The sequence below is a fragment of the Vibrio ostreae genome (assembly GCF_019226825.1).
In the GTDB taxonomy this organism is placed as follows: domain Bacteria; phylum Pseudomonadota; class Gammaproteobacteria; order Enterobacterales; family Vibrionaceae; genus Vibrio; species Vibrio ostreae.
Map to the genome: position 1 here is coordinate 1,904,979 of NZ_CP076643.1, position 22,523 is coordinate 1,927,501.

A 22,523-nucleotide genomic window follows, 5' to 3' on the forward strand; every position below is an offset into this window, starting at 1 on the left:
AGACGCTTTCGGTGGTGCTACTAGTTAAGATATGAGTATCAATATTTTTACGGATTTCCTCAATCTCACTTCCAATGAAGCCACAAAAATACCTAGGTTTATTATTTAACCCCAAAGCCCCCCAGAAAACAGAGACGAAACTATGATGCATGCCGGATTGAGAAAAGTAATCGCGATAAACTCATACCAGAAAAATAAGATGTTTTCAGAGTATGATTTCGATGCACCTACTCAACTAACAGGTGATAACGGCGCTGGAAAAACATCGTTATTGAGGCTGATTCCATTCTTCTATGGTGCTACAGGGACACAGATTGTCAGGAAGTCTAACGTTAATAGACCTTTCGCAGAGTGGTACTTGCCTCATAGCAACAGCTACATTGTTTTTGAATACATAACCGCTCGTGCTCAAATTGCTCATGTCATTTGCTTTCGCAATCTAAACACTAAGGGGGGCATTGTGTACTTGTTTGTGAAAGGTGTGTTCGATCAGTCCGTGTTAATAAAACAGGATCACGAAGAAAAGCCATACGCTATTGCCAATACCAAATTAGTCGCAGAACTTTCCACTAGAGGTTTGGATTACGAGTCTCGTATCACTAGTGTTAAAGAATACCGCGAAATCATTCAAAACATTAACGCAGCTACTCGAAACAACAAATTCCACAGCTACTCACTGTGCTCTGGTCGTAATGATGTTCGCCACATCGAGAAAATCACTACTGCACTGATTCAGGGCGAATTCAACATGGTTGATACTAAGGCGCTTTTTCTTGATATTCTTGAGCAAAGTGATAGCACACTAGAATTTGGAGTTGATGCGAAAAAAATTGAACAATGGTGTGATGACTACAACGGCCTAACATCTTTCCTTGGCAAAAAAGACGCCTTTACTGAGGCTATTGCCAACAATAAACAGATTGCCTATCTAAGTAGCCAACTAGCCAATTCTCTATTAGTCATTCGTGAAGAATCAGACAAACTGAATGAGTCACTTTCAAAAACACACAGCGAGCTAGCAGATTACATCGAGACTAGTGACAAAAAGCTCGAAAATGTCAATTCCCTAAAACTCGACCAAGAGAACTCCCGTAACTCACTTCAAAACGCCATCCGTAGCCTTGATTCTGAAATCGAAGCACACTATCAAAAGCTTTTGAATTATGAAGACAATGATTACCCAGAGCTATCGGTAAAACTGAAACAACTACCAGATATAGAAGACAAGCTAGCGCACCAAAGAAAGAGTTATGCCGATCTTGAAGTTAAGGTGACAGACGCTAAAGACAAGCGAGATCGTGATCTTCAAAACCTTGATAGCAAGTTCAATGATGAAAAATCTAAACTCACAGAGCAAAAGCTAAAAGCTCAACAAGAGGCCAACGACAGAAAAACTCAGGTAAATGACACTTTTAATCAGCAATTAAACGAACTGAATAAGTCACACAATGACTTCACCAAAAATACAGGTACGGTGCTCATTGAGCGAAAGGCTGAACTAGCCACTCAAGAACAGCGCCTAAAGCACCCTGATATTGATGAACTTCTTATTGAGCAGCGCGAGCATCTTGAATCAGAAAAAGACATGCTCCAAGAGCAAGCCAATAAACTAAATCAAGCCGTGAATTCGGCTAACAAAGATGAAGGTCACCTACATAAAGAACGGGAAAATCTGATCTCTAATTTAGAGGCAAGCTGTAGAAAGAAGCGTAATGCTGAAGAACAGTTGAAGCTGGTTAACGCTCGACTCGACCCTGAATCAGGAACACTGTTCTCATTTCTTGAGACCCACAAGGTAGGATGGCAAAGCTCTCCACTCGGTCGAGTTCTTACAGATGGCCTTTTAATGGATACCTCGCTTGCGCCATCGATAACTGAAGATTCTGGTAGCTTGTTCGATTTGAGTATCGACACAAGCAATTTACCTGACTGCAAGGTGACTAACCAAGCAGACGTCGAAGAACAAGCCAATTTAATGGACCTTATCGATAAGCTTGAGGATGGTGAGATTGAACTTAATAAACAAATCAAGAAAATCGACGTCATCATTAAAGATTCAAACATAAAGTTGGCACAACTTCGCAGCGAACTTCGAAACACAGAGAACGACTTAGCCCAAACAAAGAGCAACCTTGAGAACAAAAAAATTGAGATTACCCGAACTAAAGAGGCCCTAATTCAGCAAATCAGCTCAAGCATCCAGTCGATTAAGCAAAACATTTCTTTGGTTGAAACACAACTCTCAGAGGGCGAACAACGCTTTGAAGAAGCTGAATCAAAACTGAAAAATGATAGGCTGACTCAGGTTGCAACTATCGAAACTGCGCTCGAAATAAGTACCGATGCTATCAACAATATGCTGAATAAGAACCTCCAGAGACTAGGTGAAAATAAAGAACGCATTAAGATGGAATACGAACAGCGGCTAAGCGAACAAGGTATAAGCCGAGATATCTACCGACGCTACAAGGCAGATATTGAACTGCTTGAAAACGAGGTAAAGAATCTAAAAGCGCAGACTCAAGATATCAAAGAATATGAGACTTGGTTGTCTATTTATAACATTGACGATCCGAAACGTCGTAAGTCTCGCAACGACAAACAAAACGAACTTCAATCGGTTAACCAAAATATCCAGTCGTTTGAAACCAAACTGAAAGAGCTACGCAGCGAAATACATCGTACAAAACAACAATTCAAAGAATCAATTAATACATTGGAGGCTCGTAAAAAGCGTGCTGATAGTGCCGTCTATCGCCTATCCAATTACGAAGCGTTCGAGATCCAAGAAGTACTGGATGAGGGCTTTAATTATAGCGGAGACTTAAACTCAATACTTAGTGAAGTTGAGAGCAAGTTACCTAGACTAGAGATGTTAACGAAGCAGCGTAAGAAAGACATTCAGCAGATGGAAGCAATCACACTTGGTCTTGGTGACGGGGAGCTTTACCGTTTCTGGAATGAAACCAGCCGAAACACTATTAGCGAAGATATTGTAGCCAGCGATTCTAAGCGCATCGACATTCTAGAAAACATCATGAATGACATTATTCCACAAGTAACAAGCATAACCGTCGATAGTGCCGTCAACATGGGACGCATGTTAGTAGACTTCAAAGACCGACTACTTGGCTTCGACCGCGATATTAAGAAGCTCGGTCGCAATGTATCTGAACAAGTAAAAGCAAACAACACTTTCTCGGTGGTTGGTTCTATCGATATCAACGTTGAAAGTTCGCTTTCCAAACTACAAGGATGGCAAGACATCATAAACTTCTCTGAAATTTACGAAGAGTGGGACAGAACTGGCGCAGCAGAACTACCAACCAAAGAATTCTACAACGCTCTAGATACGTTAACTTACCATATCAGTGCCGACAAAGTGAAGAAACCAACCGAACTCTTTGATATTAAGTTCGAAGTGATAGAAAACAATCAGCGTAAAACCGCTAAAACAGATAAAGATATGCGTGATTTAGCTAGCAATGGCACCAATTTGCTTATTCAATCCATGTTGTATCTAGCATTACTTACCCAGCAACGCGGGACTAGTCAGTTGTCAATTACTTACCCAACCGATGAGATTGGTAAGTTGACTGCGGAGAACCAAGCAAAGCTACTGAAGATGATGGATGCTCACAACTTCAATGTTGTAGCCGCTCAACCAGATGGTAACAACCGTACAGCTAACCTATTTAAAAATTTGTATCACATAACGCCTGACAAGAACATTTTCAACAAGCCCAAAGTAAGCAAACTCGCTTTAGCAAAAGCCTCTGAAGACAACACAGGAGCAGAAGAATGAAGCCTGTATCACAAGTCCTAGAGTCTCTACTGAGTGGCAACTTCATCTGTCCTGCGACTGATCGCGATGCTTATAAGACCCTTAAAGACGATCGTACTCGCCGTGAAATTAATCAAGCCTTAACGCTTATGAGCCGTGAGCTTCAATGCACGAGTCGAACCAGTGCCTACTATGTGACTTATAAAACCATCGATGAACACAACCGCCGTCAGGTAACCTCATTGATGAGCAACGTACATAGCATCATTCGACCTGTAGTTAAGTTCATTGCAACAGTCAGTGAAGCTGCACAAGTGGAAACTGTAATGGTCGGTGGTGACGAGTTAAATGTGCCTGTACTTAATGCACAAATCCAATCCTCCCCAAGCTTGATGGACAAACTCGATAGCGTTTACCGACTACCTAAAGTTAGTCGAAAAAAAGTTCGTGATACTGCCAGCGAAAAACTCGATGTGGTTGTAGAATTTTTGGTCAAGGAGGGGGTAGCCCACCTCGTAAATAAAGAACGTCAACTTTATGTGATGACAGGTAAACTAGACTTTGTATATGAGGTGCTCGACTTCATCGACATGCATGAGAAGGTTGTTGAGACGGTCAACAAAGCAAACGAGGACCAAGGGGAGTTCGACTTTTGATTAGTTCGCAAAGCAATGGCAAACATGGTGGTGTCGGCCACATGCTTCGCTTAGTCAGCCAAGCAAAGGACACCTTGACTCAAGTCTTTGAGAACGGAACGATTCGCGAAACCCATGAGAACGCTAACGACCTGCGCAAGCTGAAAGAAGCACGCGTTGTTATCGTTACAAGCCGCGGCTACCGTGTCCACCCTAAGATGGAAGCACTGATGAACTACTTCCTTGAGACAGAAGCAAGTTCGTTCCTTGGGACCCAGCACGCGGAGCGTATTCCAGAAGTACAAGATCTGGCCCAAGAATATCTAGAAGCCAAACTCAATGGCAAAAGGGAGCAAGAAGCAGATAGGTTTAACACCCTTGAAGGTGTGGTTTATGAAATTACTATGGACCTACAAGAATCTTGTCGACGTTTACGCAACCGCATCAGCTATGATTTTGGTTACGGCAATACACTTATTCAGAAGCAAAAAGAGAACCAAGTCGCTATAGATCAAGCTGAAAAACTTGTTAGTGGTATGAAAGCTTTCTCATTTAAGCTACTAAGTGACATCGCGGGGGACAATTCTGAGTTAAATACATTATTCTGCGTTGAAATGCATCATGCTATTCGTAGCTGTCAGCAAGAACTTGGTTCTATCCTAAATCAACTCAGAGCCCTCATGATGAAGTATCGTAATCGAGAGCGTGATAAAGACCTTATCAATGCTTTTGATCGATTCATCGATCAAGAGCCACACTGGACTCCAAATGAAGAAGTAATTTTACCAGATGAAATGGCAAAGTATGGCGGTATACCTACATTCTGGCTATCTGAACCGATTGCATTTGCACATCATCCAAACCCTGAGGACATGGACCAAGAACCGGAACTGGCCGATATTGTAGAGAGAATCACGGCACAATCCATCGAGCAACAAGAGACGCCGATTATCGAAGAAGCTGAGCGTCGATATTTTACACTCGATGTTGAGATACAAGAACTGATTGAAGCTGATATTGATTCCCACTGCGATACTTTCTTTGCAGAAGCCTTTATGGCTCAAGGGAAAACAAAGGTTTCTGCTCTGGATTACTATGAGCAAATCAACGATAACCTACCTGAAGATCTTGAGCGACTAACTTGCGCTAAAGATGTATGGCTATTTAGCGTGCTTAACTTCCATAGTTCGATGCTTCCACAAGATCGAAAGGACTTTATTATTGAGCCTATTGGAATACATACCTATTATGCTAAGGGCAGTAACATAGGCTATGGAAACCTCCACCTAGAAGATGTGTCTATATCGAGGAAATTGTGAGTAGAATTACAGAAAACATTACGAGCGGAGATCTAGCTCGACTTAAAAACATCTTCGTTCCAGCCAAAATTCAAAATGGGATTTCCGTAGTATTGACGGGTGTATTTCAAGTATTTTATCAAGACTATGGCATAGGAAAAACTAGCTTTGGAAAACTGCAACTAACGCCCCAAGATATACGCCAAGTCAGGAAGCTGATTAAAGAACAAACTGGTTTTGATATTTTAACTGATCCAATACCGAGCTCTCGAACAGAAATGGCTAAGTACTTCCCAAACGAGAAGTTAAGCACTACCCCTGTCAAAGATAAGGTGGTCAAAGTCTATGGAGTATTATCTACCAACATAAATGGTAAGAAATACGATCTAGAAGACGGCATGATCATAGAAATACCTCTTGGCAGTCTTAGAAGCATTGAACACAAACAAATAGTTATTGTCGAAAATTATGAGGCATTTTGTCAATTTAAGATTGTTCAATCTGATATAGGCCAAAATCCGCTTGTTGTATATCGAGGAGACAAGGAAAGTGGAGTGATATCTCAAGAGATTGCTGAGCGTTTCCCACAAGTGAAGCTTGTTGCGTGGTTTGATACCGACCCTTCCGGTATTTCTTTCGCCTTAGCATCGGGAGCAAGCTATATGCTTATACCTTCTATATCCAGAGAAGCTCTTATTGAGCATGGAAAATCCTCTCTATTCGAAGATCAACACAGATATTGGGAACGAGTATCAGAGGTACTCCCCACCGAATTAGAGACATTAATCTCTAGTGTAGAAAAAGGTATAACTCAAGAATCAATAGTTGCGAACAACGTTCCTCTGGTTTTACATCCCCTCAGGTAATGTTTGAGGAAAAATAGCTTTATATCCAATAGGCCACTCTGAAAGTCAGTCATTAACAAAAGTAAGGTAATTATTGGAAAAAGCGCAATAGAATCATTCTGAAAAATTGAAATGAGGTATTTCCGTGTTAGATATGCTTGCCAAATCTGTTTGTATATAACGCGATTCGAGAACTTACAGATTGAGTCCTGACTAATCTGTACTAATCCATCTAATATCCCCTCCCCACATCGCATCTAGCTTCAGATATATGTTATCTAGAAAAACGCAAATAACAGGCAATAGCGGCTTGTTAGATTGTGCCTACAAACCGCATTGTTACATCAATTGATATCGCTTCTAGCAGCATCAACTGCTAACGAATCCGCTATCTCATTCCCTCTAACACCAGAATGAGCTTTGACTTTAAGTACCTCGACATACTTTCTAGAACGCAGTTCATCAACTTGTTTCCAGAGTTGCCGATGCTTAACCGGCTTCTTATTCGCTTTACGCCACCCTCGGGCTTTCCAGTCATCAAGCCAAATGTTGAAACCTTTAACACAGTAATCATTATCTGAATAGATAACATCACCATCTTCGGCATACTCCAGCCCTTCGATAAATGCCAGTAACTCCAGCTCCGCACAATCCGTCTCTCGGTCAATGGTGATGCTCTCTTCATGGACTATCTCATTGTCTTCATCCATGACCACCAGCCCTATACCACCTCGCATACAGACGTGTTGATTGTTTGGTGCAGCACCGTCTACGTAAATTGAATAGCTCATTTTTTATCTCTCTAATTGAAAAAGGGCGTATGACTTTACTTAGCCAGCGCCCTGTTGATGTTTGTGTTACTGAAAGGATTCTGCGTTGTCTCGCATGCTCAGACGCGATTCCATCCATTCCTCTATTTCACTTTCTACCCAAGCCACGGCACGCCCACCGAGTGGGACACTTTTAGGAAAGTCTGTTTCATCTGCCATGAACTTGTAGATAGTTGAACGGCCTAGTCCTGTTAGTGACATCACTTCTTTAAGTCGTAGAAATCTCATGGGAATTGTCTCCTCTTGTATATACCCATGGATAAGCCGCCACTGTAAAAAAATGCAGTCGGTCTACTCCACGCTAGAGCCAAAGAAATAACGCGTCTCGCTCCAAGCTTCAGCAAGACTGCTCATCCGTTTATAGACGCAGTTCTTTATGTCAGTGTCTTTACTTTTACAGCGTGTACCCAAGCTATAATTCCCTCGGTCGTTCAGCTGGACCATTGAGCGCTCATTACCTTTGTAGTGCTTTTTAATCGCTTCTCCCCAAGCTGTTTTCAGATGCCCCACAATTTCGTTACGCTTGTCCATGGAAATAGCATCACCAAAATGCTGTTTGTAATCAGTAAACAACATCACTTGATAATGGTGCGAACGGCTATCCGCTCGCTTACGCCACACGTAATGCAACGAATTGGTGTTCAGCTTCTCTTTCAGGATTTCAAAGTAGTCCTTAAGGGTACTGAGATCAGTATCTTGATGATCTTTAGGCAGGTATAAGTCCAAACGTGTAGCTAGAACGGTTTCAAACTGACTGAGTGCCTGTTCAAAGACATCGACCATTGAGGTCAGTGCTGATTCGTATAACCCCTTGTCGCTGTAATACAGCGGGTAATCTTCAAAAGTTCTATCAAGGGTAATGCTTGGGAGGTAGGTTCTATTCGCCATGAGTAATACCTTTTGTGTGTTAATGACATAGGCATTACTCGCTCTGTACTTTTTAAGGTGAGTCGTGACTGCAACCAAAGCTCTTGTTGAAGTGATCGTTCCGGTTGGCAATGGCCTTCGCAAGACGACTGATTCGATAGAAGAATTCGTTTAACTGTAACGGGAACGTTTCTGTATCGGAGAATAGTTCAAAGCCCTCATTAGTCGGGGAATACGCTAATCCAGAGCATGGTTGGCTGTAATAAGCTTCAACCACCCTATCCCATGTCTTCCTCACTTTTTTGTAGAGAAATCGCCCCCAACCCTCTCGACCAGTGCCTAAGTTTTGAAAGAGATCCCTATCAAAGAGCAAGATAAGATGATGGTGATCGCTGTTGGACTCACTCGCCTTCGCCCAGATATAGCGAATGACCGTTTGCTGGTATTGATAAGTTCTGTTGGTGTATTTGTCCTTACAGAGTTCGTTAGTCTCCGATTCTAAAATACGAAAGAAATGGGCAAACACCGTTAGGTAATCTCCCTCAAAGTCACTCGGTAGATTTAGGTTGATGTGAACAGCAAAGATTCTTGGGTATTGGTTTAGTGCTTCATTCAGCACTCGGTCTATCTTCTCTAGGTATTCGAGGACGAGACCATCTTCAAAGTAGTAGAGTGGTTTCCCATTAAACGTTCGGTCATGAGTGATGGTATGGGCTCTTTGATGAGCCACGTTGAGTTGATTTAGCATAATGAGTTCCTGTGTTTTTTTGATTCCCACAGGAACTGTTTCCAACGTAATTTTTAAGAGTATTAAGAGCTAGTAGCGAAGTTTCTCATAGTCCCTCCGTATACCTTTGAGTTAGGTTTCGCGAAATAACACACCCTTTTGAATAGCTCATTCTTCGATTGTTCAATATCCGATGCTTTCAGGTTTAAGCGATACACTCCGTTCTGGCAGAAATGGACTAATGCTGGTTTCTCCTGTTTAATAGCACTGCACCACGCTTGCTTGATTAGATCGGCTAGAGAGCCGTCTGACGCCCCTACATCCCCGAGTTGATAATAGATATCTTTGTTCAGGAAGAGTGCAACGTGGTAATGATACTGCTCAGAGGTGTTCTTCTCTTTTGCCCAGATGTAGCAGGTCTTGTTCTTTAAACCCCTTCCCCAGCTTTTCTCTTTACGTTTTATATCTACGTCCAATTTGGCATTCAGGGATTTGAAGAATCGAGTGATGACTTTCGAATCTGAATCATCGAAATCTTCGGGTAGGTGTAGGTCTATCCGAAACACGGATAGCCTAGGGTGATACTTCAATGCTTTCTCTATCAATTGAGAAATCTTGTAGAGGTGAAACTTGCGATAGAAGAATCGTTGCTTTCGTTTCGTTGGTTGAGGTAGGTCGTAGTTGTTGAACTTGTCTTCAGATGTGTACTGGTGATTCATGGTGTTGTTATCCCTATTCGTGTGTCTCTCATACACACAGGGAGTAACGTTAATTTTAGTAGTTGGTAGTTATGTATATTACCTATACCAACAAGTTAAAAATAACTTCCACACCAAAATCATGGCATAAATTCAGATTCACCTACCAATAATCATATCAAACTCAACTTACACCATCTATATTACTACCCATATATTACTTTCATCATAAATCACCAACTCGAAACTTAAATATTAATATCGCATTAAATTTCAATCATGCCAATATAATAATTGACATAGCAGTAAGAATTCAAGTAAATAAAATTAACATTTGAAAGAGTAATCTCACCACTCATTTTTTTTCAAAAAAAGTTGACTAATTAAGAAAATACACAAACGGCAAAAACCAACAAAAAAACCACATTAATCCCACAAAAAACAACAAAAACCCACTGTAAATATGTACTAAATCCGGTATATTTCTTACAATATTCCCACAAAAATCTTACTCAAGGATTCAGAATGAGTTCATACCGATATTTAGAATTAATAAAAAAATCCACTGAAAATGAATTAAAACGATATATTAGAATCATTGAATCAGAATCCGGATATAGCTATGCAATTACTAATCTTAATAATCACAAGAAAGCTAACCTTGAATTAACATTGAAGGAATTGATTAGTAAAAAATTAAGAATAGCTAGAGAAAAATTAGATAATGGAAACTTAACCGAGGAAGAAGAATATGAACTAGGCGATTGTATTGACGATCTTTTTGATCAATCAAGAGGAATTCAATATGAATTTAGCAATCACATCGGATGGCTCAATGACGAGCCAAGAGCCCTTTATTTTTTTGTTGTTATCGTTCAGGCCATAGTTAACACAGGCAACATAGAGCTTAGCTACCCTGTAACTACATTTTCTTTCGAAGCCAAATCAGAATCAAAAGATAAAACCAAATCACAAAGTCTTTCAGGGGAAAAATACTTACCTCGATACACCGACTACCTAAAGCCTCTAGCAGATTTCTGCCCAAACAAGACTGGTTCAACCTTCGACAATCTTGTTAGTGCACTAGAAGTGATAATCACCTCAAGCTTACCAAAGGAACAGCGAAGCACATACCGCTTACTTAAGAAGGTAGAAAGCTTATATACAACCGTTTTCATTAACAGAAATGCAGATAGAAAAGCATTTAAAACAGATGATGCTAAGTTAATCAGTCGGTACTACCGGTATTTAACAAAAAAATACCCATCCATCGGGTTATCCATAACAGAGGATGTCGATAAGCAAAAGCAAACAATCATGTGTATTTTCGATGTACTTTGTGCGACGAAAGATCCAGACACGTTTAAACAGTTAGAAAACAAATTGGTTGAGAAATTCAATAGAAGTAAAAGGGATAAAGCAGATGGTAATGTACCAAAGACGACTAAAGAAGAAAAAACACTGACATTCAGCGAATCAGATTGGACTAAGCTTATTGAGATTGCAGGAGATAGTGCAAAGAACGGGATTAAGGCCAAGCTTAAGGAATTGATAGACAAGGAACTAGCAAATCAAAAGGATGCTAAAGAGGGCAATGTAGGTCAAGATTCCAACGACGACTCTCTTACAATGCCATCGGAGCAGAAAAAGAAGGTTACAAATTTGGATAAAATATTTGAAACAAAAACTTTTGGAAGACCTCTTCTGAAGCGAGACTAAAGTATAAATTCATCGTTATAGTAAGCAATAGGTACACCACAAGGTACACTGTAGAAAATCAAACTGAACAATATTAAATAAAATCAATAAATTAACAACCAAGATCAACTTACGCCAGCCCACCAATCGATTGGAAAGGGCGGTAACTCTCTGAGTTATCGCCCTTTTTGTATTCACCACTTCAATATTAGGCTGTTTGTACTACATTTTGGTACTAAAACATGCGCTATTTATCTATTTCAAAATCTGGCATTTGGCAGTTTCGCTATCACACCCCTCTGAGCATCGACACTTATTTGACGGGCTTCGTGAAGTTAAACGATCGCTAAAAACATCAAGCAAAGATAAAGCTACGCTTTTAGCATTAGAACTAGAGATACAGGTTCGTCGCACCATCATATCCCCGACAGCAACCACAGCACTAAAGCAAGTCAGATCCATTCATAACGAAAAAAAGCACCCACCAGCAAAACAGAAAAAGCTTAAGGTGTTATGCCTAGAAAAGATGCTAGAGCGCTTTTGTCTCTATAAGGCTCAGCATATTTCTCCTAAGGCCGTTGGAATGCTGAAAGCTAAGTGCAAAACCGTTCTTGATTTAGTTGGAAAATCCCATCTCCCTTTAATTCGCATTCGCATAAAAACCACCCAGCAACACTTTTACGCGCATAAAAGTGTTGAAATACTCTTTTTTTTGCGCTAAAAAATGTTGTACTTTACATTTAATTGCGCATTTTTGTGTAATAAACACTCGACTAGATAAGCACTTTAACTGAGGTGGCTAGATGAAAAGAACACTACTTGAAAACCTACTCACCTGGAAAGACAAGCCGACAAGGAAGCCCTTGCTGATTGACGGTGCTAGACAAACTGGTAAAACATTCCTATTACAGGAACTATTAGGAAGTACATTCGAAAATGTCATAAGAATCGATTTCCTAGAAAGCCCTGATTTAATTGAAGCTTTTTCAGGCTCTCTAAACCCTGATGACATCATCACCAACATTGAACTCTTAACAGGAGAAATCTTCCAACCATCGACAGATCTTCTTATTTTAGATGAAATTGGTGAATGTCCAAGAGCGGTCACCTCTCTTAAGTACTTTGCAGAAAAGGCTCCCAAAGCTTATGTTGCTGCTAGTGGTTCAAATATCGGATTGCTCACGTCCTTTCCCGTTGGAAAAGTTGAGCAACACAATTTAAGGCCACTGACTTTCAGGGAATTCTTGTGGGCATCTGGAGAAAAAGCACTGCAAAAAGCCTTTGACCAAAAGCTGAATTCTTCAGCGGCTCATACAAAATTAATCGAACTACTGACCGACTATTATTTTGTTGGCGGCATGCCTGAAGCCGTAAACTCATGGTTCGAAAACTCAGAACTCAGTATTATTGAACGCATTGAAGCCGTATCTGAAGTCCATAGGAACTTAATTGAGGGCTACATGCGTGATTTCGGAAAGTACTCTGGAAAAGTGGATGCACAGCTAATCGAATCTGTATTTCGAAGCATTCCCGCTCAACTATCTTCGGTATTCGACGACTCCGTTAAACGGTTTAAATTCAAGGGAGTTCACGAACGCAAGTCTCGCTATGCTGAATATGAAAGTGCGATCACATGGCTTCACAAGTGTCGGCTTGCTTTAAAAAATCATCCTATTGAAGGGCAGCCTCGTTCTCCTTTAGCTGCTTATCAGAAGGAAAATACAGTTAAACTATTTCTCTTTGATGTCGGGCTATTGAACCATATGCTCGGCACTGGTTACCGTGAAATCAAACAGCAAGGCTATGAATACAAGGGATATGTCGCCGAAAACTATGTTCAACAGGAAATTGCTGCGCTAGGTATTGAACCAAGCTTCTCTTGGGGAGACGCAAGAGCAGAGATAGAGTTCATTATCGCTGATGACCTAGGTCGAATTGTGCCTGTAGAAGTGAAGAGTGGTAAGCGAACCCGTGCGAAATCATTGCAATCCTACATCGAGAAGTGCAAGCCCCACAAGACAATCAAACTTACAGGTACTCAAGGCTCTCCAGCAACAGAGAAAGAGCACATCGTGATGCCGCTTTACTACACAGAATACTTACTTGATCACCTCAGAGATCTAGATAAAAGCTAAGTGAGCAAGAAAATACTCATTAACATCTAAGAATCAATGTTATGAGTAATTTTTTACTCATAACATTAATAACTAATTCATAAGCTTTAGAGGATCTGATGAAGCGAGGCTGCTATGAATAAAAGTGCTCCAGAAAAAAGAGAGTCTGTAGAAGAGGTCATAGCTCGTTTAAGGGCCAATCGAGATGGAATCTAACAATGAGTGCATGGCCAATTCGATGGGTTCTGCTGTTTCGATACTGAATGATTGAGATTATTGCGTCATGGCAAGATCGCTTGATTGTATTGCTTCCGACACCGTTGCCGCCGAGGGTTTTAAATCCCGCCTGCCGTTTATTGTTTTCGGTTACCGTTCACCACTCGACTGCTGCTGTGTCGGCCAAGCGCGCAAATACGATGTACACAGACTCCGTCCAGCTGGAAATATGGCGACATCAGCCTGGCGGGCCGCTGCCAGCGAAAGGCCAAGATAACTCCCAACAGCCGATTAAGTTCGAATCACCTGCGTGCACGTCTCCCGGTGGCCGTGTCACCACTCCACAATCAGCACCGAGTGGTGAACACCCAATGACGCCACGACAGCCGCACGGCACCTTACGCGCCGATTTGCTGTTTCAGCCAGTCTCTGAATACCCGGGTGGTCTCATTGGCGGTATGAGTAATGAGAAAATAACCAGCGTTGGCCGCGATGGGCTCAAACGGCGTCACCAGTTTGCCGCTCTCCAGCTCGGTGGTAATCAGCGCCATCCGGGCCATCGCGATCCCCACTCCCGCTTCCGCCGCCGACATCGCCATATCAGTACGGTTAAAAAAGTGGCCGCGCTGGGTCGCCAGTTCCAGCCCCATTTCCGAGGCCCAGTACAGCCATTCAAAATCGCGCGGCGCTTTAGCCCAGGGCATGGCATCGTGCAGCAGTACCACCTCTTTCCAGCCGGATGTAAGACCAAGGTCAGGGTGTCCGGCAAGATAAGCCGGGCTCATCACCGGCAGCAGCGATTCAGCCATCAGTAGTTCGGCGTTGGCTTTCGGATAAGGTAACGGACCGTAATCGATCGCCAGGTCAAAGTCACGCCGGTCACTGTCAACCAAGGCGCCTTCAGCAAACATCTGAATCTGAATATCCGGATTGTGACGATAAAAATCATCCAGCCTCGGCACCAGCCATTTAAACGCCAGAGACGGGGTCAGTTTGAGCCGGATCTCCTTACGGTTATCGCCCTGACTCAGGCTTTGTACTGCTGAATCGATTTCCTGAAAACTGCGCTGTACTACGGTCAATAACGTCTGGCCGGCTTCGGTCAGACGGACACCGCGCGAATGCCGTTCAAACAGACTAAAACCTAACTGCTCTTCCAGCTGCAACAATTGCTGACTAATCGCACCGGTTGTCAGATGCAGATCTTTCGCTGCACTGCTGAAACTCGGGTACTGAGCGACCTGCATAAAGGTATATAACGCGGAAACACTTTGGCTTTTCAGCCTGTCACTGTGTTTTTTTGAGTGATGACTCGATGTATTCAATATTGCCTGCTTATAGAATTTCTAAACACTGGTGATAATTTTTATCGATTGTTAACAAAAGGTAAAGCAAAGAAACTACGCCCAATACAAAAACAGCCAGTCACATAGGAAGTCAATGATGGAAGTTATCGTTTTAGGCAGCGGCGTCGTGGGTTTAACCTCAGCATGGTATCTGTCACAGGCAGGACACAGTGTCACGGTGATCGATCGCCAGGCACGCAGCGCAGAAGAAACCAGTTTTGCCAACGCCGGTCAGATCTCTTACGGCTACTCTTCACCATGGGCTGCGCCTGGTATTCCGCAAAAAGCGGTAAAATGGCTGTTTGAAAAGCATGCTCCACTCAAAATCAAACCATCGCTGGATCCAAAACTGCTCGGCTGGATGACGCAAATGCTGTCCAACTGCCAGTTGTCGCGTTACCAGGTTAACAAAGCCCGTATGCTGGCGATTGCCAACCACAGCCGTGAATGCCTGAATCAGCTTAACAAAGAGCATAACGTGCAGTACGAAGGTCGTCAGCAAGGTACACTGCAGGTGTTCCGTGATGAAAAACAGCTGGTTGCGATTGAAAAAGACATGCGCCTGCTGGAAGAGAGCGGCGTGCGCTTTGAACTGATGAATGTTGACAGCTGTATTGCCCAGGAACCGGGCCTGGCCCCGGTCAAAGACAAGCTGGTCGGCGGCCTGTACCTGCCGGATGATGCTACCGGTGACTGTTACCTGTTCTGTCAGCAGATGACTGAGCTGGCCAAAGCTCACGGTGTGCGTTTTGAATTCAACACGCAAATTAAAGCACTGGCTAAAGAAGGCAATAAGATCGTCGGTGTCCAAACCGATAAAGGCCTACTTAAAGCCGATGCTTATGTGGTCGCTATGGGCAGTTACTCGACGTCATTGCTAAAACCAATAGGCATTGATATTCCAGTCTATCCGGTCAAAGGCTACTCGCTGACTGTGCCGATCACCAATCGTGAACTGGCACCGAAATCGACCATCATGGATGAGACCTATAAAGTCGCGCTGACCCGTTTTGATAACCGGATTCGCGTCGCCGGTACCGCAGAATTGGCTGGTTTTGATCCGTCTATTCCGACCGCACGCAAAGAGACCATCGAAATGGTGGTACGCGATCTGTTCCCGCAGGGAGGCGACTTCAACCAGGCAGAATTCTGGACCGGCTTCCGTCCAATGACACCGGATGGCACACCGATTATTGGCAAGACTCAGTTCGATAACCTGTTTACCAATACCGGCCATGGCACGCTTGGCTGGACCATGGCATGTGGTTCTGCCCATCTGCTGGCCGACATTGTCACTCGTGGTGAAGCTGCGATTGATACTAAGGGCCTCAATGTGTTCCGTTACCAGAGCGCCTCTTAAGTCGCTTTGTCCGTTTGACCTGGTTGCCGGTGCAGCCAGGTGAACTGTTGAAGTGTTTGATCGGTTTAGCAGCACAACCGGTTAGCTTTGACCCGTATTTACCGCACTAAGTCTGTTAAAAATGTTGCCTGAGTGGCTGGCCTCCCTCGCTTTCTGCTCAGGCACATCAGCCCGAACCGCGTAATCTGCCCGGATAGGGCGCCATTTTAGCGTCGCAGAACGATCCTCTACTGTTCTCTCACCGACAAGTATAGTCATATCTACCAGTTACTTATTCATCAATAGTGATATCATTTGCTTTATTAAGCAATTACGCACCAATTGACCATTTATTAACCAAAAACTAATAAAGCATACCATTAATTTAACATTTACCTAGCATTTCGTGCTCTAGCTCACGCTCCTGCGCTTTCCCAGACAAATCAGTTAACATTTAAATTACAAAAAGATTATTATGTTGAACGGAAAAACTAACACAACTTTCTAATAACAGGGAAATATTCATGCAGTCATTTGTTGATTTTCTGAACGGAATCATCTGGAGCCCGGCACTGATTTATCTGTGTCTTGGCGCAGGTTTGTTCTATTCAATCCTGACCCGTTTCGTTCAGGTGCGTCACTTCTTTGAAATGTGGCGTTTGCTATTGTCAGGCAAAAGCTCCTCTAAAGGGATTTCTTCATTCCAGGCACTGGCCGTATCACTGTCCGGTCGTGTCGGTACAGGTAACATCGCCGGTGTGGCAGCGGCTATCGGTTTCGGTGGTCCGGGGGCGGTATTCTGGATGTGGGTAGTGGCCTTCTTCGGCGCAGCAACCGCCTACGCAGAATCCACTCTGGCGCAGATTTATAAAGAAGAAGACAACGGTGAATTCCGTGGTGGTCCGGCTTACTACATTGAGAAAGCCATGGGCCAGAAATGGTACGCCTGGATCTTCGCAATCTCGACCATCTTCGCGTGTGGCGTGCTGCTGCCGGGTGTTCAGTCCAACAGTATTGGTAATGCGGTTGAAGCTGCATTTGGCTCAGGTGACATGATAAACACAGCGATCGGCACATTCAGTTTTGCAAAAATTCTGACCGGTACTGTGATTGCCATCATGCTTGGCTTCATCATCTTCGGTGGCGTAAAACGTATTGCCAGTTTCACCCAGATCGTGGTGCCATTTATGGCTCTGGCGTACATCATTACCGCTTTCGTGATCATTCTGCTGAACATCGGTGAAGTACCACGTATCTTTGCCATGATCATCGGCGATGCCTTTACACCTATGGCAGGTGTAGGCGCGGCGATTGGCTGGGGTGTGAAACGTGGTGTTTACTCGAACGAAGCCGGTCAGGGTACAGGTCCTCATGCCGCGGCGGCGGCAAGCGTAGAGCACCCGGCTCAGCAAGGTCTGGTGCAATCATTCTCTATCTACATTGATACCCTGCTGGTTTGTTCAGCAACAGCGTTCATGATTCTGATCACGGGTGCGTACAACGTACACGGCGGCGCAGAAGGTGTGTTCCTGGTTCAGAACCTGGCCGCAGATATCAGTGCTAACGGTCCGGTCTTTACTCAGACCGCTATCGAAACCGCCCTACCGGGCGTGGGTAAACCATTTGTTGCCTTTGCACTGTTCTTCTTCGCCTTTACCACCATTCTGGCTTACTACTACATTGCAGAAACCAACATCGCCTACATCCGTCGTACCTTTAAAGTTGACGGCCTGATGTTCATCCTGAAAATCACCATCATGGCGGCGGTATTCTACGGCACGGTGAAAACGGCTAACCTGGCCTGGGCAATGGGTGACATTGGTGTTGGCCTGATGGCGTGGCTGAACATCATCGGTATTCTGATCATCTTCTTCCTCGCCAAACCAACCATGGCGGCGCTGAAAGATTACGAAGATCAGCAAAAACAGGGTGTGGATGAGTACATCTTCAACCCGGTAAAACTGGGCATCAAGAATGCGACTTACTGGGAAGAGAAATATCAGCGTAAAACGGGTAAATCCCCGCATACAGCAGTTGAAGCCAGCTCGGAAACAGCACAAGAAACTTCAATCTGATAACAGCTGATTAAATAATAAAAGCAGTGGATTACACAAAACCAAGGGCCAGCAATGCTGGCCCTTTCTTATTGGATCGAGAGCGCTATGAGTGATTAAAGTCAGGATAAATATCGCGCATGTCCTGCAAGATGGTATCAAACAGCGTCATCGCACTCTGAGTCATAATTTCCCGCTTCGGACGCACCATAGAAATCACACTGTCAGGAATGTTGTCCAGCAGCGGCACCACCGCAAATTCGTTCTTGATATAATCCAGATCCAGCGATTCGACCGAAAACAGCGCGGCAAAATCAGCAGTCTGGATCAAAGCACGGGCCAGTGTCATTGATGTGCACTCACGAATGCGTGACGGGATAGGTAAACCGTTGACCGAAAAAAGTTGATGGTGATAAGTATTCGGGTCATCCGGCGCATCCAGTGTCAGCCATTCGCTCTGGTGCAATGTGCGCAGCGAGCGGGTATTGCACAGCGGATGCGACTTGCGCGTCACGACCACATTCGGAATACGGCAGATAGCCTGCCATTCCAAAGCGCTGTCTATCACCGGAATCTGCGAGGTAATGGCAAAATCAACCCCACCCTGGCGCAATTGATTAAGCAACGGCGCCGGACGCAGTTCAATAATACGCAGCGTTACTTCCGGATAACGCTGCATAAATGCGTTCAGGCTGGTGGTCAGCGATTTGATCAAAGACGCCACCGGCGTTACGCCGATGGTAATACTGCAATTGGATACCCCGCGCATGGTATCGATGTCCTGTTTGGCACGCCGTGCAGTCTCGTTCATCATGCGGGCATAGCCGAGCAGACGCTCACCATAAGGCGTGAGTGTCAGACCGCCGGAAGTACGTTCAAACAGCGCCACCCCGTATTGCTGCTCCAGCTCTTTAATCGCTTTGCTCAGAGCAGGCTGAGTCAGGTGTAATTGCTCGGCGGCTGTTTTCAGGCTGCCGGCATTACTGACCGCCAGAAAGGCTTTAATCTGATGTAATTTCATCTCGTCCTGTTACCTAATGGCGCCCTGTTCTCAGCCATAGCAAGCCGGTATTAATCTGCACGCAGATAATCACCGACCAACCGGACCCAACAGGCCGCACCTATCGTTACTAACTTATCATTAAAATCATAGCCCGGATTATGCACCGAGCAGCCATGCCACTCGCCTAATCCGTTCGCCAGGGTAAAATAACAACCCGGACGCTGCTGCAGCATCCAGGCAAAATCTTCGCTGCCCGGAATGACCGGCGCGTCATCGCCGGCCACATTGTCATCACCCAGTACGGCTTGCACCGCCGCACGCGCTGCCAGCGTTTCCGCAGCCGAGTTATGCACAGACGGAACCTGGCGCAAATACTCCACTTCGCCGCTAATCCCAAATGCCTGACACTGACCGGCAACAATTTCGCGAATGCGTTTTTCAATCAGATCCTGATTAGCAACACTAAAGTTGCGCACAGATAGCGTCATCATCGCATCATTTGGGATCACATTTGGTGTCGTACCTGCCAGAACCTGACCAATACTGATAATACTTTGATCCGCGGGATTGATATTGCGCGACACAATACTTTGCAGCCCGAGAATGATATGGCCGATGGCAATCGTGACATCGTTGGAGAGATGCGGCAGAGCTGCATGACCGCCTTTACCGGTCAGACGTATGGTCACTTTATCGGACGACGCCATAAACACCCCACTGCGTACATCGGCCTGGCCGACTGCCTTACCCGGCATATTATGCAACGCAAAGATGGCATCACACGGAAAGCGCTCAAACAGACCATCTGCGATCATGGCTTTGGCGCCCGATAATCCCTCTTCATCCGGCTGAAAAATCAGATTGAGCGTGCCATCGAACGACCGGTGACGCGCCAAATGATATGCCGCCGCAAGCAAGATGGCAGTGTGGCCATCATGACCGCAGGCATGCATGCGCCCGTCAATGGTACTGGCGTAAGGCAATCCGGTTTGTTCATGAATCGGCAATGCATCCATATCAGCACGAAGGCCGATCGTGCGCGCTGAAGAACCATTTTTCAGCACTCCGACCACACCGTGGCCACCGATCCCGGTATGGGTCTCATAACCCCACTCGCGCAGCAGGCCAGCCACCAGCTCGGCAGTTGCCGGGACTTCGGCACCGAGTTCAGGGTGAGCGTGAATGGTATGGCGGGTCTGGATAAATTGTTCGCAACTGGCGACAAAGTCGGCGTCATTCAACAGAGAGAATTCAGGTACTGTCATCGTCATTTCCTTATGTTGGATTCAGGTTACATCGGCACGGGTTAAGTGCAGCGTTTTACTTATGCGAGCATGTTAACTGCGGCGCTTTATGACTACAGCTCTTTATGACTACGGTTCTTTATGACTAAGGCTCTTTAAGACTTAACAGCTTTAGCCGGAAAACGGCCCATCGCGATGCAGCTGACCACGATGGCGAACATCAGATAAAAAGCCGGTGCCATCTTGTTACCACTCCACTCAATCAGACTAGCGACCAATAGCGGAGTAAAACCACCGAAGACGGTTACACCAAAGCCGTAAATCATTGAAATCCCACTGGCCCGGTACTGCTGCGAAAACGCTTCCATGATCAGTACCAGCAGTGACGCATTCGATAACGCAAACAGGGCAATCAACACACCAATGACCAGCAGCGCTTTGACCACAGAAGCATCGCCACCCAGTAACGTGAAGGCCGGATAAATAAACAGGAAGGAACCGAACATGCCGAGCAGCGGCAGTGTTTTTCGGCTCGCCAGACGATCAGCCCATTTGCCGAACACCGGCATCAGCACCATCAACATCAGCCCCGCCATGACAGCGACGGCAAAGGCCGTGGTCGAGGAATAACCCAGCTCTTTGATGAGGTAAGTCGGCATGTAAAACACCTCAATATACATGCAGGCCGTGCCACCCCAAATCATCAGCATACCGGTTAGTATGGTACCGCCCTGCTTGCTGAGTACGGTCTTGAACGGAGTATCCTGCGCTTTTGGGTCAGCCTGATGGGATTCATTGAGATGACGACGGATGTACCAGCCAACCGGACCAATCAACAAGCCCAGTACAAACGGAATACGCCAGCCCCAGCTATGTACCTCTTCAGCTGACAACAGCCCGTTGACGGCAAAACCGACCAGAGCCCCGACCAGGGCAGCCGCGCCCTGACTGGCGATCTGCCAGCTCACCATATAACAGCGCCGCTGATAGTTATCCGATTCCATCAAGGCCGCAGAGGCAGTACCAATCTCTCCCCCCGCCGACAACCCCTGCAGCAGACGCCCTACCACCAGAATAATCGTGGCAGCAATCCCTATGCTTTCATAGGTCGGCGTCAGCGCGATCATCCCGGTTCCGACGGTCATCAGGGTAATAGTCAGGGTCAGCGCCGCTTTACGGCCATACTTGTCGGCATAGTTACCGATCATAACCGCGCCCAACGGTCGCATGACAAAACCGACCCCGAACGTCGCGAGCGAGAGCAGTAAACCTGCGGCAGCGCCACCGACATTGAAAAATAACTCACCGATAATGACGGCAAAAAAGCTGTATACGGTAAAGTCGTACATTTCCAGTCCGTTGCCGAGCGAAATGGCGAAAATGGCTTTACGTGAATCTGCTGTCTTGGCTTGCTGAACTTGGCCTGATGCCACTTCAGCATCAAGTGAACTCGATAGTGTGCTGCTCATGGTGTCCCTTCCCTGTCATTCGTCGCGATTCATTCGCTATCAATGCTATTGATAATAACCATTGCCCAACTTTCCATCACAAACCAAAAGCTAAGCAAATAACTAAAAAGTTAATTCTGCGGGCAGCAAAGCAAACCATAATCGCGCAAAGCGCACTACTTACGGGCATTGGCTCTCATTTTTTACCAATACATGCTCAACCTGAGTCATATCACCGTATAAACCCTGTAACCATCGACCATTATCATCTATATGTACGTGCACGAACAATTGACTAAAAGTTTGGCCGATAAAAAAAAGGAAACAAAAAAGAAGACCGAAGCCTTCTTATTGTCATGATTGAATATGAGATCCGC

General features: G+C 44.8%; 18 protein-coding genes. 9 read left to right on the forward strand and 9 right to left on the reverse strand.

Annotated elements, in window-relative coordinates:
- Positions 1-142 precede the first annotated feature (142 nt).
- The 4 genes from KNV97_RS14845 to KNV97_RS14860 are packed head-to-tail and all read left to right on the forward strand — an operon-like array spanning position 143 to position 6,583.
- On the forward strand, positions 143-3,805 hold the full coding sequence (locus tag KNV97_RS14845) for an ATP-binding protein (RefSeq protein ID WP_218562227.1): 3,663 nt from the start codon (positions 143-145) through the stop codon (positions 3,803-3,805).
- Positions 3,802-4,440 carry a hypothetical protein gene (locus KNV97_RS14850; RefSeq protein WP_218562228.1) on the forward strand — a complete coding sequence of 213 codons (639 nt, stop codon included), beginning with the start codon at positions 3,802-3,804 and terminating at the stop codon, positions 4,438-4,440. Before KNV97_RS14845 ends, KNV97_RS14850 begins: the two co-directional genes overlap by 4 nt.
- Positions 4,437-5,738: a hypothetical protein gene (locus KNV97_RS14855; protein WP_241770752.1), complete on the forward strand. Its 1,302-nt coding sequence runs from the start codon at positions 4,437-4,439 to the stop codon at positions 5,736-5,738. Before KNV97_RS14850 ends, KNV97_RS14855 begins: the two co-directional genes overlap by 4 nt.
- The gene (locus tag KNV97_RS14860; protein ID WP_218562229.1) at positions 5,735-6,583 is read left to right on the forward strand and encodes a DUF7281 domain-containing protein; all 849 of its coding nucleotides are present in this window, start codon (positions 5,735-5,737) and stop codon (positions 6,581-6,583) included. The genes KNV97_RS14855 and KNV97_RS14860 overlap by 4 nt, the downstream gene beginning before the upstream one ends.
- Positions 6,584-6,906: 323 nt before the next feature.
- Here KNV97_RS14860 and KNV97_RS14865 read toward each other — a convergent pair whose 3' ends face one another.
- The 5 genes from KNV97_RS14865 to KNV97_RS14885 form a co-directional block, all read right to left on the reverse strand.
- A complete protein-coding gene (locus tag KNV97_RS14865) occupies positions 6,907-7,353 on the reverse strand; it encodes a ribonuclease HI (protein WP_218562230.1) in 447 nt (148 codons plus the stop codon).
- Positions 7,354-7,419: 66 nt separating this feature from the next.
- Entirely contained in the window at positions 7,420-7,620 is a 201-nt protein-coding gene (locus KNV97_RS14870) for an AlpA family transcriptional regulator (protein WP_001211743.1), read from the reverse strand.
- A 63-nt stretch (positions 7,621-7,683) separates the two neighbouring features.
- A complete protein-coding gene (locus KNV97_RS14875) occupies positions 7,684-8,280 on the reverse strand; it encodes a YagK/YfjJ domain-containing protein (RefSeq protein ID WP_218562231.1) in 597 nt (198 codons plus the stop codon).
- 52 nt (positions 8,281-8,332) lie between these two features.
- A complete protein-coding gene (locus KNV97_RS14880; RefSeq protein ID WP_218562232.1) occupies positions 8,333-9,007 on the reverse strand; it encodes an inovirus Gp2 family protein in 675 nt (224 codons plus the stop codon).
- Positions 9,008-9,069: 62 nt separating this feature from the next.
- Complete coding sequence (locus KNV97_RS14885) at positions 9,070-9,705, reverse strand: inovirus Gp2 family protein (protein WP_218562233.1); 636 nt, start codon at positions 9,703-9,705, stop codon at positions 9,070-9,072.
- 504 nt (positions 9,706-10,209) lie between these two features.
- Between KNV97_RS14885 and KNV97_RS14890 the strand changes: the two genes are divergently transcribed.
- The 3 genes from KNV97_RS14890 to KNV97_RS14900 all read left to right on the forward strand — a co-directional run bounded on the left by KNV97_RS14890 (position 10,210) and on the right by KNV97_RS14900 (position 13,517).
- A complete protein-coding gene (locus KNV97_RS14890; RefSeq protein WP_218562234.1) occupies positions 10,210-11,403 on the forward strand; it encodes a hypothetical protein in 1,194 nt (397 codons plus the stop codon).
- A 196-nt stretch (positions 11,404-11,599) separates the two neighbouring features.
- Positions 11,600-12,103, forward strand: coding sequence for a hypothetical protein (locus KNV97_RS14895; protein WP_256612045.1), 504 nt, complete (start codon positions 11,600-11,602; stop codon positions 12,101-12,103).
- Positions 12,104-12,185: 82 nt separating this feature from the next.
- Positions 12,186-13,517: an ATP-binding protein gene (locus KNV97_RS14900; RefSeq protein ID WP_218562235.1), complete on the forward strand. Its 1,332-nt coding sequence runs from the start codon at positions 12,186-12,188 to the stop codon at positions 13,515-13,517.
- Positions 13,518-14,110: 593 nt separating this feature from the next.
- Here KNV97_RS14900 and KNV97_RS14905 read toward each other — a convergent pair.
- The gene (locus tag KNV97_RS14905; protein WP_136483601.1) at positions 14,111-14,959 is read right to left on the reverse strand and encodes a LysR substrate-binding domain-containing protein; all 849 of its coding nucleotides are present in this window, start codon (positions 14,957-14,959) and stop codon (positions 14,111-14,113) included.
- 196 nt (positions 14,960-15,155) lie between these two features.
- Between KNV97_RS14905 and KNV97_RS14910 the strand changes: the two genes are divergently transcribed.
- Both KNV97_RS14910 and KNV97_RS14915 read left to right on the forward strand, forming a co-directional pair.
- Positions 15,156-16,418, forward strand: a complete 1,263-nt coding sequence (locus KNV97_RS14910) for a D-amino acid dehydrogenase (RefSeq protein WP_168796960.1) — start codon at positions 15,156-15,158, stop codon at positions 16,416-16,418.
- Positions 16,419-16,921: 503 nt separating this feature from the next.
- Positions 16,922-18,472: an alanine/glycine:cation symporter family protein gene (locus KNV97_RS14915; protein ID WP_136483511.1), complete on the forward strand. Its 1,551-nt coding sequence runs from the start codon at positions 16,922-16,924 to the stop codon at positions 18,470-18,472.
- 85 nt (positions 18,473-18,557) lie between these two features.
- Here the strand turns inward: KNV97_RS14915 and KNV97_RS14920 are convergent, their stop codons facing one another.
- The 3 genes from KNV97_RS14920 to KNV97_RS14930 form a co-directional block, all read right to left on the reverse strand.
- Entirely contained in the window at positions 18,558-19,472 is a 915-nt protein-coding gene (locus tag KNV97_RS14920) for a LysR family transcriptional regulator (RefSeq protein WP_136483510.1), read from the reverse strand.
- Positions 19,473-19,522: 50 nt separating this feature from the next.
- The gene (locus KNV97_RS14925) at positions 19,523-20,719 is read right to left on the reverse strand and encodes a M20 aminoacylase family protein (RefSeq protein ID WP_218562236.1); all 1,197 of its coding nucleotides are present in this window, start codon (positions 20,717-20,719) and stop codon (positions 19,523-19,525) included.
- Between the two features lie 134 nt (positions 20,720-20,853).
- Complete coding sequence (locus KNV97_RS14930) at positions 20,854-22,167, reverse strand: MFS transporter (RefSeq protein ID WP_218562237.1); 1,314 nt, start codon at positions 22,165-22,167, stop codon at positions 20,854-20,856.
- Positions 22,168-22,523: the final 356 nt, after the last annotated feature.